The sequence below is a fragment of the Pseudonocardia sp. genome, assembly GCF_035305885.1.
Lineage (GTDB): Bacteria > Actinomycetota > Actinomycetes > Mycobacteriales > Pseudonocardiaceae > Pseudonocardia.
Genome location: NZ_DATGOP010000060.1, coordinates 1 through 13552, shown reverse-complemented (window position 1 = coordinate 13552; position 13552 = coordinate 1). Strand labels below are relative to the sequence as shown.

At 74.4% G+C, this 13552-nt stretch carries 21 protein-coding genes; 16 read left to right on the top strand and 5 right to left on the bottom strand.

Annotated elements, in window-relative coordinates:
* Positions 1-821, bottom strand: an 821-nt coding sequence (locus VKZ81_RS11920) for an IS481 family transposase (protein ID WP_324241565.1), incomplete at its 3' end; no start/stop codon positions are given.
* A 151-nt stretch (positions 822-972) separates the two neighbouring features.
* On the opposite strand from VKZ81_RS11920, the gene VKZ81_RS11915 reads away from it, so the two are divergent.
* The 3 genes from VKZ81_RS11915 (at position 973) to VKZ81_RS11905 (ending at position 3496) form a co-directional block, all read left to right on the top strand.
* Positions 973-1440 carry a hypothetical protein gene (locus tag VKZ81_RS11915; protein ID WP_324241564.1) on the top strand — a complete coding sequence of 156 codons (468 nt, stop codon included), beginning with the start codon at positions 973-975 and terminating at the stop codon, positions 1438-1440.
* 65 nt (positions 1441-1505) lie between these two features.
* Positions 1506-2309, top strand: coding sequence for an alpha/beta fold hydrolase (locus VKZ81_RS11910; protein WP_324241563.1), 804 nt, complete (start codon positions 1506-1508; stop codon positions 2307-2309).
* Entirely contained in the window at positions 2306-3496 is a 1191-nt protein-coding gene (locus VKZ81_RS11905; protein ID WP_324241562.1) for a PP2C family protein-serine/threonine phosphatase, read from the top strand. Before VKZ81_RS11910 ends, VKZ81_RS11905 begins: the two co-directional genes overlap by 4 nt.
* 1 nt (position 3497) lies before the next feature.
* Here VKZ81_RS11905 and VKZ81_RS11900 read toward each other — a convergent pair whose 3' ends face one another.
* From VKZ81_RS11900 to VKZ81_RS11890, 3 genes are read right to left on the bottom strand one after another with little or no spacing between them, the layout of a single operon-like run.
* Positions 3498-3680 carry a hypothetical protein gene (locus VKZ81_RS11900; RefSeq protein WP_324241561.1) on the bottom strand — a complete coding sequence of 61 codons (183 nt, stop codon included), beginning with the start codon at positions 3678-3680 and terminating at the stop codon, positions 3498-3500.
* On the bottom strand, positions 3677-4030 hold the full coding sequence (locus tag VKZ81_RS11895; protein ID WP_324241560.1) for a DUF3140 domain-containing protein: 354 nt from the start codon (positions 4028-4030) through the stop codon (positions 3677-3679). Before VKZ81_RS11895 ends, VKZ81_RS11900 begins: the two co-directional genes overlap by 4 nt.
* The gene (locus VKZ81_RS11890) at positions 4027-4236 is read right to left on the bottom strand and encodes a hypervirulence associated TUDOR domain-containing protein (protein ID WP_324241559.1); all 210 of its coding nucleotides are present in this window, start codon (positions 4234-4236) and stop codon (positions 4027-4029) included. The genes VKZ81_RS11895 and VKZ81_RS11890 overlap by 4 nt, the downstream gene beginning before the upstream one ends.
* Positions 4237-4411: 175 nt before the next feature.
* Between VKZ81_RS11890 and VKZ81_RS11885 the strand changes: the two genes are divergently transcribed.
* Genes VKZ81_RS11885 through VKZ81_RS11875 form a run of 3 tightly spaced genes read left to right on the top strand, consistent with a single transcriptional unit; the run spans position 4412 to position 5888 of the window.
* Complete coding sequence (locus VKZ81_RS11885; protein ID WP_324241558.1) at positions 4412-4978, top strand: hypothetical protein; 567 nt, start codon at positions 4412-4414, stop codon at positions 4976-4978.
* Positions 4975-5520, top strand: a complete 546-nt coding sequence (locus tag VKZ81_RS11880; protein ID WP_324241557.1) for a hypothetical protein — start codon at positions 4975-4977, stop codon at positions 5518-5520. The genes VKZ81_RS11885 and VKZ81_RS11880 overlap by 4 nt, the downstream gene beginning before the upstream one ends.
* The gene (locus VKZ81_RS11875; protein ID WP_324241556.1) at positions 5517-5888 is read left to right on the top strand and encodes a hypothetical protein; all 372 of its coding nucleotides are present in this window, start codon (positions 5517-5519) and stop codon (positions 5886-5888) included. The genes VKZ81_RS11880 and VKZ81_RS11875 overlap by 4 nt, the downstream gene beginning before the upstream one ends.
* Here VKZ81_RS11875 and VKZ81_RS11870 read toward each other — a convergent pair.
* Positions 5869-6846, bottom strand: a complete 978-nt coding sequence (locus tag VKZ81_RS11870) for an NAD(P)/FAD-dependent oxidoreductase (RefSeq protein ID WP_324241555.1) — start codon at positions 6844-6846, stop codon at positions 5869-5871. The genes VKZ81_RS11875 and VKZ81_RS11870 overlap by 20 nt on opposite strands.
* Positions 6847-6922: 76 nt before the next feature.
* Here VKZ81_RS11870 and VKZ81_RS11865 point away from each other — a divergent pair, with 76 nt between their 5' ends.
* The 10 genes from VKZ81_RS11865 to VKZ81_RS11820 form a co-directional block, all read left to right on the top strand.
* Entirely contained in the window at positions 6923-7504 is a 582-nt protein-coding gene (locus tag VKZ81_RS11865) for a helix-turn-helix domain-containing protein (RefSeq protein WP_324241554.1), read from the top strand.
* A 288-nt stretch (positions 7505-7792) separates the two neighbouring features.
* Entirely contained in the window at positions 7793-8071 is a 279-nt protein-coding gene (locus tag VKZ81_RS11860) for a hypothetical protein (protein ID WP_324241553.1), read from the top strand.
* Positions 8068-8883: an N-acyl homoserine lactonase family protein gene (locus VKZ81_RS11855; RefSeq protein ID WP_324241552.1), complete on the top strand. Its 816-nt coding sequence runs from the start codon at positions 8068-8070 to the stop codon at positions 8881-8883. The genes VKZ81_RS11860 and VKZ81_RS11855 overlap by 4 nt, the downstream gene beginning before the upstream one ends.
* Positions 8880-9725 carry an SDR family NAD(P)-dependent oxidoreductase gene (locus VKZ81_RS11850; RefSeq protein ID WP_324241551.1) on the top strand — a complete coding sequence of 282 codons (846 nt, stop codon included), beginning with the start codon at positions 8880-8882 and terminating at the stop codon, positions 9723-9725. The genes VKZ81_RS11855 and VKZ81_RS11850 overlap by 4 nt, the downstream gene beginning before the upstream one ends.
* A gap of 14 nt (positions 9726-9739) precedes the next feature.
* Complete coding sequence (locus VKZ81_RS11845) at positions 9740-10645, top strand: NAD(P)-dependent oxidoreductase (RefSeq protein ID WP_324241550.1); 906 nt, start codon at positions 9740-9742, stop codon at positions 10643-10645.
* 7 nt (positions 10646-10652) lie between these two features.
* Positions 10653-11072: a cupin domain-containing protein gene (locus VKZ81_RS11840; RefSeq protein ID WP_324241549.1), complete on the top strand. Its 420-nt coding sequence runs from the start codon at positions 10653-10655 to the stop codon at positions 11070-11072.
* On the top strand, positions 11069-11488 hold the full coding sequence (gene pcaC, locus VKZ81_RS11835; RefSeq protein ID WP_324241548.1) for a 4-carboxymuconolactone decarboxylase: 420 nt from the start codon (positions 11069-11071) through the stop codon (positions 11486-11488). Before VKZ81_RS11840 ends, pcaC begins: the two co-directional genes overlap by 4 nt.
* Complete coding sequence (locus VKZ81_RS11830) at positions 11481-12386, top strand: NAD(P)-dependent oxidoreductase (RefSeq protein WP_324241547.1); 906 nt, start codon at positions 11481-11483, stop codon at positions 12384-12386. The genes pcaC and VKZ81_RS11830 overlap by 8 nt, the downstream gene beginning before the upstream one ends.
* A 2-nt stretch (positions 12387-12388) precedes the next feature.
* Positions 12389-13099: a GntR family transcriptional regulator gene (locus VKZ81_RS11825; RefSeq protein ID WP_324241546.1), complete on the top strand. Its 711-nt coding sequence runs from the start codon at positions 12389-12391 to the stop codon at positions 13097-13099.
* A 93-nt stretch (positions 13100-13192) separates the two neighbouring features.
* Positions 13193-13552, top strand: a 360-nt coding sequence (locus tag VKZ81_RS11820) for a carboxymuconolactone decarboxylase family protein (protein ID WP_324241545.1), incomplete at its 3' end; no start/stop codon positions are given.

Genomic DNA, 13552 nt, shown 5'->3' with positions numbered 1-13552 from the left:
AACTCGGACAACAGGGTGCGGTTGAACCGCTCGGCCTTGCCGTTGGTCCAGGGACAGCGGGGCTTGGTGAACCGGCGCCTGATGCCCAGCCCGGCACATACCGCCCGCCAGTTGCGCCCAACCCGGTAGACCTTGGCGTTGTCGGTCAAGATCCGCAGGACCTGCACGCCGTGCTGCTCGCGGAACCAGGTCACCGCCCGGTACAAAAACCCCGCACAGGTGGCGTCACGCTCGTCGGGCAGCGCCTCGACGTAGGCCACGCGAGAGTGGTCATCGACCGCGACGTGTAGATAGTCGTAGCCGATCCCGCGCCCACGTACGTCCTCGCGGCGTCCGTGCCAGCGCCAGCCGCCGCCGTCGGGGACCCGGCCCAGCTTTTTGACATCGACGTGCAGCAGATCCCCAGGTCGGGGGCGTTCGTAGCGGATCCCGGAGTGCCGGCGCCGGACCGGTTCACCGGTGATCGCATCAATCGCGGCAAGGTGCGGCACCTGGTGGCGAGCCAGGACCCGCCCGACCGTGGAGGCCACGAGCCCGAGCTCGCCGGCCAGGTAGACCGCCCCGCGGCGTTCCTGCTTGCGCAGGGCCACGATCTGGGCTTCCACCGCCGGATCGGTGCGGGTCGGGGACGTGTGAGGCCGCGAGGAACGATCTTCCAGCCCGGCCTCGCCTTCGGCCCGGTACCGGCCGATCCACTTGCTCACCGTTGGCCGAGAGACCCCCAGCTGCTCGGCGATGCGCGCCTGCGACCAACCGGCCAGATGACGCTGCACCATCAGCCGGCGGGCATAGACCGTGGTGCGGGCGTTACGGTGCGCCATGGAGGGCCTCCTGGGTTCGAAGTAGGTGCCTCAGACACACCCACCTCGCCCGGAGGCCCTCCCCTCGTTCAAGCCGACACGCCGTCGAGCACTGACAACAACGTCCTGAGTCACTACAGTTAGCGCGCCGCCCACGGGGTACCGATTCCCCGTGGATGAGGACGTCACGATCGACCCGGCTCACACCCGCCCGGCAGGCGCCACCGACGACCACGTCGCCGCGAGCGGGAAGTTCACCGAGGCGCTCGCCTACCTCGAACGGGCCCGCGGGCACCTCTACTCCTTCCACCGGCTGGTCGGCGAGGCCGATGCGATGCTCGACGAGGTGATCGAGCACCTCGAGGCGTGCGGCAACGAGGCGCTCGGGCGCCGCGTGGCCGAGGAGCTGCAGGGCCGCAACGTCCTGCCGGGCCGGTGGACGTTCCAGATCGTCGAGGAGTTCGACGACGGCTACTACACCGTCTTCCGCGATCTCGAGACGACCGTGCGCAACGAGATCATGGAGGGCAAGCGGCACGTGTACGAGGCCGAGATGAAGCACAACCGCCGCACCGCGGGCCGGCCGGGCCACGAGGCGACCCCCGCCGAGGCGGACGAGTCGGCGCCCGCGCCGGCCTGACCGGGCGAGCGGGGTCACCGTCCGGTCCCGGGCGCGTCGGCCGGGGCGGTGGCAGTATCGCCGAGGTGGACGCACACAGCCGGCACAACGTGACCGTCGTCGGGCCCCCGGACGGACGCGTGGTCGTGCTCGCGCACGGCTTCGGGTGCGACCAGAACATGTGGCGGCTCGTCGTGCCGCGGCTGGCCGAACGTTTCCGGGTGGTGCTGTTCGACCACGTCGGGTCGGGCCGCTCCGACCCGACCTCGTGGAGCGAGGAGCGGTACTCCTCGCTCGACGGGTACGCCGACGACGTGCTCGTTCTCTGCCGCGAGCTGGACCTGCGCGACGCGGTGCTGGTGGGGCACTCGGTCAGCGCCATGATCGCGGTGCTCGCCGCCGCGGCCGAACCGGAGCGGTTCGGCGGCCTCGTGCTGCTCACCCCGTCCCCGCGGTACATCGACGACGGCGACTACCGGGGCGGGTTCAGCGAGGCCGACATCGCCGAGCTCCTGGAGGCACTGGAGAGCAACTACCTCGGCTGGTCGGCCGCGATGGCGCCGGTGATCATGGGCAACCCGGAGCGGCCCGAGCTGGGGGAGGAGCTCACCAACAGCTTCTGCCGCACCGACCCGCAGATGGCGCGGGTCTTCGCGCGCGCCACGTTCCTGTCCGACAACCGCGCCGACCTGGCGCGGGTGCGGGTGCCGACGCTGGTCGTCGAGTGCACGCAGGACGCGATCGCGCCGCCGGGCGTGGGTGCGTTCGTCCGCGACGCGGTGCCGGGCAGCCGGCTCGTCACCCTCGACGCCACCGGGCACTGCCCGCAGCTGTCCGCCCCGGAGGCCACCGGCCGGGCGATCGCGGAGTTCGCCGCAGGGCTGTCATGACCGCAGGGCCGCACCCGCTCCCGCCCGGGCTCGCCACCGAGTCCGCCGAGGAGCTGTACGAGCACGCGCCCTGCGGGTACCTGTCCACCGCCGTCGACGGGCGGATCCTGCGGATCAACGCCACGCTGCTGTCGTGGCTGGGGCGCGACCGCGCCGAGGTCGTGGACCGCATGGCGTTCTCCGACCTGCTCACCGTCGGCGGGCGGATCTACCACGAGACGCACTTCGCGCCGCTGCTGCAGATGCAGGACCGGATCAGCGGCATCGCGCTGGAGCTCCGCACCGCCGACGGCCGCAGGATGCCGGTGCTCGTGGCCTCCGTCCTGGTGCGCGACCCCGACGGGCGGCCGACGGGCGTGCGCACGGCGGTGTTCGACGCCGACGACCGCCGCTCCTACGAGCGGGAGCTGCTGCGGGCCCGGCGGGAGGCCGAGCTCGAACGGGAGCGCGCCGAGCGGCTCGCGGCCACGCTGCAGCGCAGCCTGCTGCCCCCGGTGCTGCCGGACGTGCCCGGCATGGAGCTGGCGGCGCACTTCCAGGCGGCGTCGCCCACCGAGGTCGGCGGCGACTTCTACGACGTCTTCCCGCTCGGCGGGAACGCGTGGGGCGTGTTCATCGGCGACGTCTGCGGGAAGGGCGCCGAGGCCGCCGCGATCACCTCGCTCACCCGCTACACGCTGCGCGCGGCCGCCGTCCACGACCCCGACCCGGTCCGCCAGCTGCACACGCTCGACGCGGTGCTGCACCAGGAGGGCGCGGGCACGAAGCGCTTCTGCACCGTGATCACCGCGGTGCTGCGGCGCTCGGGGCCCGGCTGGACCGTGGAGCTCGCCAGCGGCGGCCACCCGCCCGCGCTGCTGCTGCGCGCCACGGGCACGGCCGAGTACCTCGACACCCCGGGCGGCCAGATCGTCGGGGCGCTGCGCGAGCCGCGGTTCGCCTCGGCCACCGCGACCCTCCACCCGGGCGACACCCTGGTCCTGGTCACCGACGGGCTGCTGGAGATGCGCACCGGCGACGGCACCGACGACCGCTACGACGAGGACCTGTACCAGGCGTTCATGGCCCAGCTCGCACCCGCGAGCGCGGCCGCCGCCGTCGCCGCCATCCGCGCCGACCTGATCGGCTCGGGTGAGGGGATCGACGACGACACCGCCGTGCTCGCGCTGGGCGTCCCGCCGGCCTGAGCTATGTCCCGGCGGCGGCGCCGGCCTCGGGGGCGCCGGTGTCGGGCTCCGGCGCGGGCTCGCGGCGGAAGACGTCCGACGGGCGGTGGGCCCGCAGCAGGAGCCGGTAGAGCGGTGCCTTCGGGTTGCGCGCCACCCGGTCGCCCGCCGGGTCGCCGTCCTCCACCGGGTCCTTCCCGTTCACCGCTTGCACGGGTCGTGCCCCCAGTTCATGAGCGAGTACCGCCACCGCGAATCCTCGATCCGGTCCTCGGCGGGGCGTTGGGCGAGGTGCCGGTGCACGTACCCGACGACCTTGCGCATGTGGGCGTAGTCGTCCTCGCCGAGGTCCGCCTTCTTCGTGCCGAGGATCGCGACGATCCGCCGGCCCGACCGGTGCCCGACCGACTCGCCGCCGGGGTCGTCTCCCGCGGAGGCGCCGACCGACCGGGACTCCTCGGTCTCGAGCCACCGCTCCAGCTCGCGCGCCGTCATGTTCACCGCGGTGGTGAACTCGTCGCGCACGCCGTCGCGGTCGGCGCCGTCGGCGCTCACTTCTTCCTCAGCGCGGACGGCTTGTGGACGGCCTCGCCGCCGCTGTTGTCGCTGCGCACCCGGTACTGCGGGTCGTCGGCGGAGGCCCGCACGGTGCGGCCCGCGGCCTCGGTGTCGGAGGTGATCTTCTCGATCACCTCGCCCTCGGCGGTGCCGCCGTGGGATGACCACGTCACCCTGTCGCCCTTGCGGAACTCCTCGCTCACGATGCTCCCCTCGACGCGCGGTCCGTGGCGCGCGGATACCCGGTGGTGAGGGGGGGCAAACGGCGCCGTCACCCGGCGGTGTGCCCGCGCGCGCCCCGGCGTACTCCGCGGGGAGTGCCCGCGGTGTCGACCCGGAGCGGACGACGCGGCGGCGCCGATCGGGGACGGTCGAGCCATGGTTACGACGTCCCCTCCCACGACCACGCCGGTTCCGTCCGCACCCGGCACCAGGCCCCGGGGCGGGCCGGCGTCGCTCGCCCGCCGCGCGGTGCTCGTCCTGCACCTGGCGCTGGGCCTCGGGTGGCTGGGGGTGACCGCCGCGTTCCTGGTGCTGACCGTCTGGCTGCTCGACGTCCGGGACCCGGCGACGCTGCGCGCCGGCTACGCCTTCCACGACCTCGCCGTCGTCTGGCTGGCCCGCCCGGCGGCGATCGGGTCGACCTCGACCGGGCTGCTGCTGGTGCTCCTCGCCGGCCGGTTCCCCGCGTGGCGCCGGTGGTTGTGGTGGGTGCCGGCGAAGCTCGCCCTGGTCGTCACGACCGTGGTGGTGACGGTCAACATCTCGCCGGAGGCGCTGCGCGTCGCCGTCGACCGGGCCGACGCGGTGGGCTCGCCCGCCTACACCGAGGTGCAGTACGCGCTGGTGGGCGTGGCGGTCTTCCACGTCGTGATGATCACCGCGGCGGCCGTGCTGTCGGTGTTCCGGCCGGGGGTCCGCCGGGCGCGCCGGGGGCGGGCGTGAGCACGCGCGCCGTCGCCACCCGCCCGGCGGGCACCCGGCGCCGGCTCGGGGTCCGCACCCGCCGCGCGGTCCTCGTCGCGCACATCGCGTCCGCGGGCGCCTGGCTGGGCGTCGACGTGGCGATGGCCGTGCTGATCGGCACCGCGATGACCACCGACGAGGCCGCCGTGCTCGTGTTCTGCTTGCAGGCCCTCGAGCTGGTCTCGGTCTGGCCGCTGCTCGCCTGCGGCCTGGTGTGCCTGGCGACGGGGGTCGTCCTCGGGCTGGGCAGCAAGTGGGGGCTCGTGCGCTACTGGTGGGTGGCGATCAAGCTGGTGCTCAACCTCGTGCTCACCGCGCTGGTCGTCGTGGCGCTGCGGGGCGAGGTCGCCGAGCAGGCCGAGCTCGCCCGCAGGCTCGCCGCGGGCGAGGCGGTGACCTTCGACCTCAGCAACCTGATCTTCCCGCCGACCGTCTCCCCGACGCTGCTGCTGGTCGCGATCACGCTGTCGGTGGTCAAGCCGTGGGGCCGGATCCGGCGGCGGGAGGTGGCCGCGCGATGACGACGCCCGCGAGGGTCCAGCTCGCGGCGACGGCCGTGGCTGTCGCGGGGTACCTCGTGCTGGCGCTGGCCGGGGTGCACGAGCTGCGGCCGGTCCCGCCGCCGGTGGTCGTGCTGGTGCCGGCCGCGCTCGCCGTGGCCGCGCTGCCGCGGCGGCGCTGGCCGAACCTGCTGGCCGCGCTGTTGTGCGCCGTGGCGCTGTTCGGCGCATTGGTCGTCTACCGGGCGACCTACGACCGGCTGGCCGACCCGGGGCAGATCGCGCCCTGGGTGGGCACCGTCCTGCAGGTCACCGGGCTGGGGGTCGCCGTCGTCGCGGGCGTGCTCGCGGCCCGGCGGCCGGTGCTCCTCAGGCGGGGGAGGCGGTGAGCCGCGCGGCGAGCGCCGCCTGGGCGTCGGCGGTGGTGAGGTCGGCGTTGATGCGGGCGCCGGCCAGCGCCCCGGCGGCGGCCGCCGCGCCGACCTGGGCGGTCAGGTCGGTGGCGTTCCCCGCGACCCAGACGCCCGGCACGGCGGTGGCGCCCGCCAGGCCGCTCGCGAAGCGGCGGCCGATGCCCGGCAGGTCCTCCATCGGCAGCCCGAGGCCCGCGAGGCCCTCGTCGCGGGCGAGAAGCGTGGTGGCCACGGCGAGGACGCGCCGCGGCACGAGCTGTCCGTCGCCGAGCCGCACCCCGGTGATGCCGGCCCCGTCGGACTCGACTCCCGCCACGGCCGTGTCGACGACCCGGATGCCGCGGGCGGCGAACAGGGCGCGGGTGTCCGCGTCGAGATCGGTGCCGCGGGTGAAGTACACGAGGTCGTCGGTCAGCTGGCGGAACAGCAGGGCGTGGTGGACCGAGGCCGGTCCCACCGCGAGGACGCCGATCGGCTCGTCGCGGACCTCCCAGCCGTGGCAGTACGGGCAGTGCACCACGCCGCGGCCCCAGTGCGGCGCGAGGCCGGGCACGTCGGGGAGCACGTCGCGCAGCCCGGTGGCGACCAGCAACCGGCGGGCCCGCAGGGTGTGGCCGTCGGCCAGCGTGACGGTGAAGCGCGGGTCGCCCCCGGCGGGCGCGGCCGGGGCCGTGGAGACCACCTCGCCCGTCACGACCCGGCCACCGTAGCGGCGCACCTCCTCCCGGCCGCGGCGCAGCAGCTCGGCCGGGGGTGTGCCGTCCAGCCCGAGCAGGCCGTGCACCCCCTCGGCCGGCGCGTTGCGCGGGCTCCCGCTGTCGACCACGACGACCGACCGGCGGGAGCGAGCCAGCATGAGCGCTCCGTTCAACCCGGCGGCACCGCCGCCGATCACGACGGCGTCGACGAGTTCGGGCGCGTCCACTGCAGTCATCTGTGTTCTCCTCGGATCTCGAACGGCTGTCCCCGACGCTAGGCGCCGCTTGCGAGATAGGCATACTCTCTTGCTCATGCGGCAAGAAGATGGCGATCTGGACGGCCTCGTGCGCAAGCGCATCCGGGCGCTGCGGATCGCACAGGGGTGGTCGCTGGAGGAGCTGGCCGCCCGCGCGCGGCTGAGCCCGTCCACGCTCAGCCGCATCGAGACCGGCCACCGCCGCCTCGCCCTCGACCAGCTCGTCGTCCTCGCCCGGGCCCTCGACACCTCGCTCGACCAGCTGGTGGAGACCGACACCGACGACGTGGTCTCCCAGCCGGTGGTCGACAGCGCCCACGGCTGGCTGCGGTGGTCGGTGAAGGCGGACCCGAGCCTGACCGTCGTGCGGCAGCGCCTGACCGCCCCGCCGCCGGACAGCCCCGCCCGCCTGCGCGCCCACGCGGGGCGGGAGTGGCTCGTCGTGCTAGCCGGCACCGCCGTCCTGCTGCTCGGGCACCGGCGGATCCGGGTGGAGACCAACCAGGCCGCGGAGTTCCCGACGATGCTCCCGCACGCGATCGGCGCCGCCGAGGGCGGACCGTGCGAGGTCCTGGGCCTGTTCGACCGGGACGCCCGGCGCGGCCACCGGGCGGAAGCGGCACCCCGGGAGCGCTGACCCGGCGAGTCGCGCTCTGGGTGTCGGCGAGTCGCGGTCTGGGTGTCGGCGAGTCGCGGTCTGGGTGTCGGCGAGTCGCGGTCCGGGTGCGGGGGAGTCGCGGTGTGGGTGCGGGTGAGTCGCGGCGCGAGTGCAGCCGGTGCCCGGGCGCGTCGTGCGCCGGCAACGCCCGCGCCCCCGCCCACAGCCATGCGGCCATGGCCGCCCTTCCCCGGTCTTGCCCACCACAGGATTGTCTGACAGTCTGGCGGTCCAGCAATCAGCTCGGTGGAGGACGGGGAGGGTGCGATGACGCACGGAACGCCCGAGGGCCGCGGCGACCAGGACGTCGCGGCACGTCGGGTCGTCGCGTTCGCGACGGGGGTCGGGAACTTCACGGAGTGGTTCGACTTCGCCGTCTACGGGTTTCTCGCGGCGACCCTCGGGCGCCTGTTCTTCCCGAGCCCGAGCCCCGCCGTGTACGTGGTGGTCGTCGCCGCGGTCTGCACGCCGGCGCTCGTGCGCTGGCTGCCCGAGGTCCGCGGCCGCACCCTCGACGCCACCGCGACCGCCGCCGTCGCCCGATGAGCGGGTACGAGGTGCTCGCGGTCCGCTACGGGACGCGGACGGCGACGAAGGCCGACAGCTTTCTGAACTTCCACCTCTACGGCGAACCGGACGCGTCGTTCGAGATGGACTACTCGTTCTGGCTGGTGCGGGGGCAGGGGCGCACGATCCTGTTCGACACCGGCTTCGACGCCGAGGTGGGCAGGCGGCGCGGGCGCACCACGCTGGTGGACCCGGTGGCCGCGCTGGCGGGGCTGGGTGTGGAGCCGGACGGGATCGACCAGGTCGTGGTCACCCACGCCCACTACGACCACATCGGGAACCTGCACCGGTTCCCGGATGCGGAGGTGGTGATCGCCCGCCGCGAGTACGAGTTCTGGACCGGGCCGTACGCGAACCGGTTCCAGCTGGCGCATTCCACGGAGGCCGCCGAGCTGGCCCGCCTGTCGCAGATCCGGGACCAGGGGCGGCTGCGCCTGGTCGAGGACTCGCTCGACCTGGCGCCGGGGATCGAGCTGGTGGTGGTCGGGGGTCACACGCCCGGCCAGATGGTGGCCCAGGTTGCGGCGGGTGGTGGCGCGGTGGTGCTGGCCGCGGACGCGCTGCACTTCTACGAGGAGCTGGAGCGCGACCGGCCGTTCTTCGTGGTGGCCGATCTGGTGGAGATGTACCGCGGGTTCGACCTGTTGCGGGAGATGACCGAGGACCCGGGCCGCCTGCTGGTGGCGGGCCACGACGCCGAGGTGCGTACGCGGTTCCCCGGCCGGGTGGCGGGGCTTCCGGGTGAGCTGGCCGAGCTGGTGGTGCGGGTCGCGGGAGGGGAGGCGTCGTGAGCCTGGAGGGGAAGGTCTGCCTGATCACCGGGGCGGCCGGGGGTCTGGGGTCGGCGACCGCGCGGCGGCTGTCCGCGGACGGGGTGCGGCTGGTGCTGGTCGACCTGGACGCCGACCGGCTGGCGGCGTTGGCGAAGGAGTTGCCCTCGCCGGTGGTCGTGCACCCCGGCGACGTGGCGAGCGAGGCCGACGTCGACGCCGCGGTGGCCGCGGGCGTGGCCGAGTTCGGCCGGGTGGACCTCTACCACCTCAATGCGGGGATCCCGGGTCCGTTGACCCGGCTGCCGGACCTGGCGGTCGAGGACTTCGACCGCGTGATCGCGATCAACCTGCGCGGGGTGTTCCTGGGCGTGCGGGCGGCGTTCCGGCAGTACGAGGTGCAGGCCCGCGCCGGCGCGCCGGGTGGGGCGATCGTGGTGACCGCGTCGATCGCGTCGCTGCGGGCGGGGGACGACCTGATCGCCTATCACGCCTCGAAGCACGGCGTGGTGGGCGTGGTGAAGAGCGCTGCGGTGTTCGGCGGGCCGATCGGGGTGCGGGTGAACGCGGTGGCGCCGGGGATCGTGCCGACGGCGCTGTTCGCCGGGTCCGGGTCGGGCCCGGGCGCGGGGGACGACATGGTGCGCCGGGCGTCGACCACGCCGCTGCGCCGGGCGGGCACCGGCGAGGAGATCGCCTCGGTCGTGGCGTTCCTGCTCGGCGACGGCGCGGCCTACATGACCGGCGAGGTGGTGTCGGTGGACGGCGGGGCGGCCGCGGTGAGCACGGTGCGGCCGGCCGGCGGCGCCGGGGCGTGGGACCCGCGGCCCCGTGACGTGCAGCTGCACCCGGAGCTCGGGTAGAGGGAGGAAGGCGTATGTCGCAACAGCAGACCGTGGGGTTCGTCGGTCTGGGCAACATGGGCGGGCGGATGACCCGCCGGCTGGTCGACGCGGGCATCGCGGTGATCGGGTACGACCCGCGCCCGGGCGCCGCGGAGGCGGTCGGCGCGACGCCCGGCGCGAACCCGGCCGACGTGGCGCGGCGGGCCGGGGTGGTGCTGATGTCGCTGCCGGACAGCACGGTGGTCGAGCCGGTGGTCCGCGGCCCGGACGGGCTGCTGGCCGGCGCGAGCGCCGGGTCGACGCTGGTGGACCTGTCCACCGCGTCGCCCGAGTCCACCGTGGCGCTGCACGCGGAGGCCGCCGAGCGGGGCGTGCACTACCTCGACGCCGGGGTCTCCGGCGGGGCCGCGGCGGCCGAGAAGGGCACCCTGACGATCATGGCGGGTGGCGACGCCGCGGTGCTCGCGGAGCTGTCGTGGGTGTTCGAGCCGATCGCCGCGCGGGTGCACCACATGGGCGCGCCGGGTGCCGGGCACACCACGAAACTGCTCAACAACTTCCTCAACGGGGTGGCGCTCGCCGCCACCGCGGAGGTGATGGTGGCGGGCCGCAAGGCGGGCCTGGACCTGGCGCAGCTGTTGGAGGTGCTCAACTCCAGCACCGGGGTCAACTTCGCCACCCGCGAGCGGTTCCCGCACATCGTGCGCGGGGACTACCTGGAGGGCGGGCTCACCGGTCGGTTGATGACCAAGGACCTGGCCCTGTACGTCGACCTGCTCGGCCGGCTCGGGGTGCCGAGCCTGAACGCGTCGGGGCCGCTGGCGAGCTTCGGGCTGGCCGAGAATCTCGGCTACGGCGACCAGATCAGCAACCGGGTCGTCGACGCCATCGGCGACCTCGCGGGCGGAGTCCGCGTGCACGACAAGACGGAGGGATGAGGACACAGTGCAGATCGTGCGGGGGCGGGCCCCCGAGACCACCCCGACCCAGGTCCGCACCGAGACCTTCACCGGCACCGTGTACGGCGATCCGGTGCTGCCCACCACGGACGGCAACACGATCAACTCGGTGACGTTCACGCCGGGGGCGCGCACCTACTGGCACCACCACACCCACGGCCAGATCCTCGTGGTCACCGCCGGCCGCGGCTGGGTGTGCGCCCACGGCGAGCAGCCACAGGAGATCCGCGCCGGTGACGTGGTGTGGTGCCCGCCGGGGGAGCGCCACTGGCACGGCGGCACCACCGACACGATCATGACGCACCTCGCGGTGTCGCTCGGGCCGACGGTGTGGCTCGACGAGGTCGGCGAGGAGGAGTACCGCGCGGCGGTCGCCGCGGCGGGGAAGGGGGACCCGATCCGATGAGCGAGGGCAACGGCGCGGTGCAGGCCACCGACGAGCGCTACCTGCAGGGGCTCGCGAACCGCAAGCAGGTGCTGGGCGAGGCCCACGTCGAACGGTCCCTGGCGGCGGTGAGCGACTTCTCCCGCCCGGTGCAGGAGTTCGTCACCCGCGCCTGCTGGGGCGACATCTGGGGCCGGCCCGGCCTGGACCGGCGCACCCGCAGCCTGCTCAACCTCGTCATGCTCACCGCGCTCGGCCGCAACCACGAGCTGGGCGTGCACGTGCGCGGGGCGATCACCAACGGCGCCACCCAGGAGGAGATCCAGGAAGCGCTGCTGCAGTCGGCGATCTACTGCGGCGTCCCCGCCGCGCTCGAGTCGTTCCGCGTGGCCGAACGCGTCCTGGCCGAGCTCGCCGCCGAGGCCGACGATGCCTGACGCCTCCAGCGCCGGGCTGCCCGGCGCGGTCGGGTTCATCGGCCTGGGCCGGATGGGCGGGCCCATGGCCCGCAGGCTCGCCGCGGCCGGCGTGTCCGTCCGCGGCCACGACACCGCACCAAGGCCCGGGCTCGCCGACGTCGTCACGTTCGTGGAGAAGGCGGCCGAGGTCGCCGACGGGGTCGGCGCCGTGATCCTGATGCTGCCGGACTCGAACGTCGTCGACGCCGTCGTCCGCGGCACGGGGCTGGTCGACGCGCTCGCCCCGGGCACCGTGCTCGTCGACATGGGCTCCTCGGAGCCGCTGCGGACCCGCTCCCTGGCCGACGAGGTCGCCGCCCGCGGCGCCACCCTCGTCGACGCGCCGGTCTCGGGAGGGGTCAAGGGTGCCGAGGCGGGCAGCCTGACGATCATGGTGGGCGGCCCGGACGAGCAGGTCGCCGCGGTGACCCCGCTGCTCGACGTGCTCGGCCGGGTCCGCCACATCGGGCCGGTCGGCGCCGGTCACGCGCTCAAGGCGCTGAACAACCTGATGTCGGCGGCCCACCTCGTGGCCAGCTCGGAGGCGCTGCTCGCCGGGCAGCGGTTCGGGATCGACCCGGCCGTCATGCTCGACGCGGTCAACACCTCCAGCGGGCGCAGCGGCTCCACCGAGAACAAGTGGCCGAACTACGTCCTCCCCGGCACGTACGACTCCGGGTTCGCGCTCGCGCTCATGCTCAAGGACATCCGGATCGCGCTCGGCCTGGTCGAGGCCACCGGGGTGCCGTCGGCGCACGCGGCGCGCACCGTGGAGCTGTGGGCCGAGGCCGCCGCCGCGCTGGACCCGGATGCGGACCACACCGAGATCGTGCGATGGTTGGAGCGGAAAGGTTCTGACCTCCCGGGGGAAGGATGAGCGTGAACGGCGCCTCGCCGGTGACGGGGTCGACCCGGCCCACCTGGTCGGCCGACCAGATCGGTCGTGTGGCCGCGCCCCTGCGCGAGCAGGTCGTCACGCTCGTCCGGGACGCGATCCTCGGGTTCCGCCTCGAGCCCGGGCAGCGGCTCGTGGAGCGCGAGCTGGTCGAGCAGCTCGGGGTCTCCCGGGCCACCGTCCGCGAGGTGCTGCGCCAGCTCGCGGTGGAGGGCCTGGTCACGGTCGTCCCGCAGCGGGGCGCGGTCGTCACGGCGCTGTCACCCGAGGACGCCGCCGACCTGTACGAGATGCGCGCCTCCCTGGAGGCGCTGGCCGTGCAGCGCTTCGTGCAGCGGGCGACCCCGCAGCAGGTGGCCGAGCTGCGGGCGGCGGTCGAGGAGATCGAGCGCACCGCGGGGTCGACCGACCCGCAGGAGCAGCTGCGCGCGAAGGACCGCTTCTACGAGGTGCTGCTCGGCGGATCCGGCAGCACCCCGCTGCAGCAGACCCTCGCCGGGCTGCAGGCGCGGGTGCGGCTGCTGCGGGCCACGTCGCTGTCGCAGGCGGGGCGGCCCCAGGAGGCGGCCGCGGAGCTGCGGGCCGTGGTCGAGGCGATCGAGGCCGGCGACGCCGAGCGCGCCGCCGCGGCCTGCGTGCAGCACATCCAGAACGCCGCCCGCACCGCGCTGTCGCGCCTGCGCGCCCAGTCCTGACCCGGTATCACCGGCCCCTTCTGAACCGAACCGAGCGGTCCGTTCGGTGGACCGCCCGTGCCCCCGGACAACCCGACCCCAGGAGGTCTTCCCATGTCCACGACCGAAGCCGCGCTCACCCCCGAGCAGCAGGAGATCAAGGACGAGTTCGTGCGGGTGCGCGGCACGTGGGGCGAGCCGTGGCAGCGGATGCTGGAGCTCGACCCCTCGTTCGTGCGGGCCTACCTGCACTTCTCCGCCCGTCCCTGGACCGGCGAGACGCACCTGGAACCGAAGGTCAAGGAGTTCGTCTACATCGCCGCCGACGCCGCGGCCACCCACCTCTACGAGCCCGGCGTCCGCCAGCACATCGCCGCCGCGTTCGACCACGGCGCCACGGTCGAGGAGGTGATGGAGGTCCTCGAGCTGACCTCCACCCTCGGCATCCACGCCAGCAACATCGGCGTCCCGCTG

Coding starts and splice junctions, on each gene's coding strand:
- VKZ81_RS11905 (WP_324241562.1), top strand. CDS start 2,306: ATGACCGCAGGGCCGCACCCGCTCCCGCCCGGGCTCGCCACCGAGTCC.
- VKZ81_RS11885 (WP_324241558.1), top strand. CDS start 4,412: ATGGTTACGACGTCCCCTCCCACGACCACGCCGGTTCCGTCCGCACCC.
- VKZ81_RS11875 (WP_324241556.1), top strand. CDS start 5,517: ATGACGACGCCCGCGAGGGTCCAGCTCGCGGCGACGGCCGTGGCTGTC.
- VKZ81_RS11870 (WP_324241555.1), bottom strand. CDS start 6,846: ATGACTGCAGTGGACGCGCCCGAACTCGTCGACGCCGTCGTGATCGGC.
- VKZ81_RS11865 (WP_324241554.1), top strand. CDS start 6,923: ATGCGGCAAGAAGATGGCGATCTGGACGGCCTCGTGCGCAAGCGCATC.
- VKZ81_RS11860 (WP_324241553.1), top strand. CDS start 7,793: ATGACGCACGGAACGCCCGAGGGCCGCGGCGACCAGGACGTCGCGGCA.
- VKZ81_RS11855 (WP_324241552.1), top strand. CDS start 8,068: ATGAGCGGGTACGAGGTGCTCGCGGTCCGCTACGGGACGCGGACGGCG.
- VKZ81_RS11845 (WP_324241550.1), top strand. CDS start 9,740: ATGTCGCAACAGCAGACCGTGGGGTTCGTCGGTCTGGGCAACATGGGC.
- pcaC (WP_324241548.1), top strand. CDS start 11,069: ATGAGCGAGGGCAACGGCGCGGTGCAGGCCACCGACGAGCGCTACCTG.
- VKZ81_RS11830 (WP_324241547.1), top strand. CDS start 11,481: ATGCCTGACGCCTCCAGCGCCGGGCTGCCCGGCGCGGTCGGGTTCATC.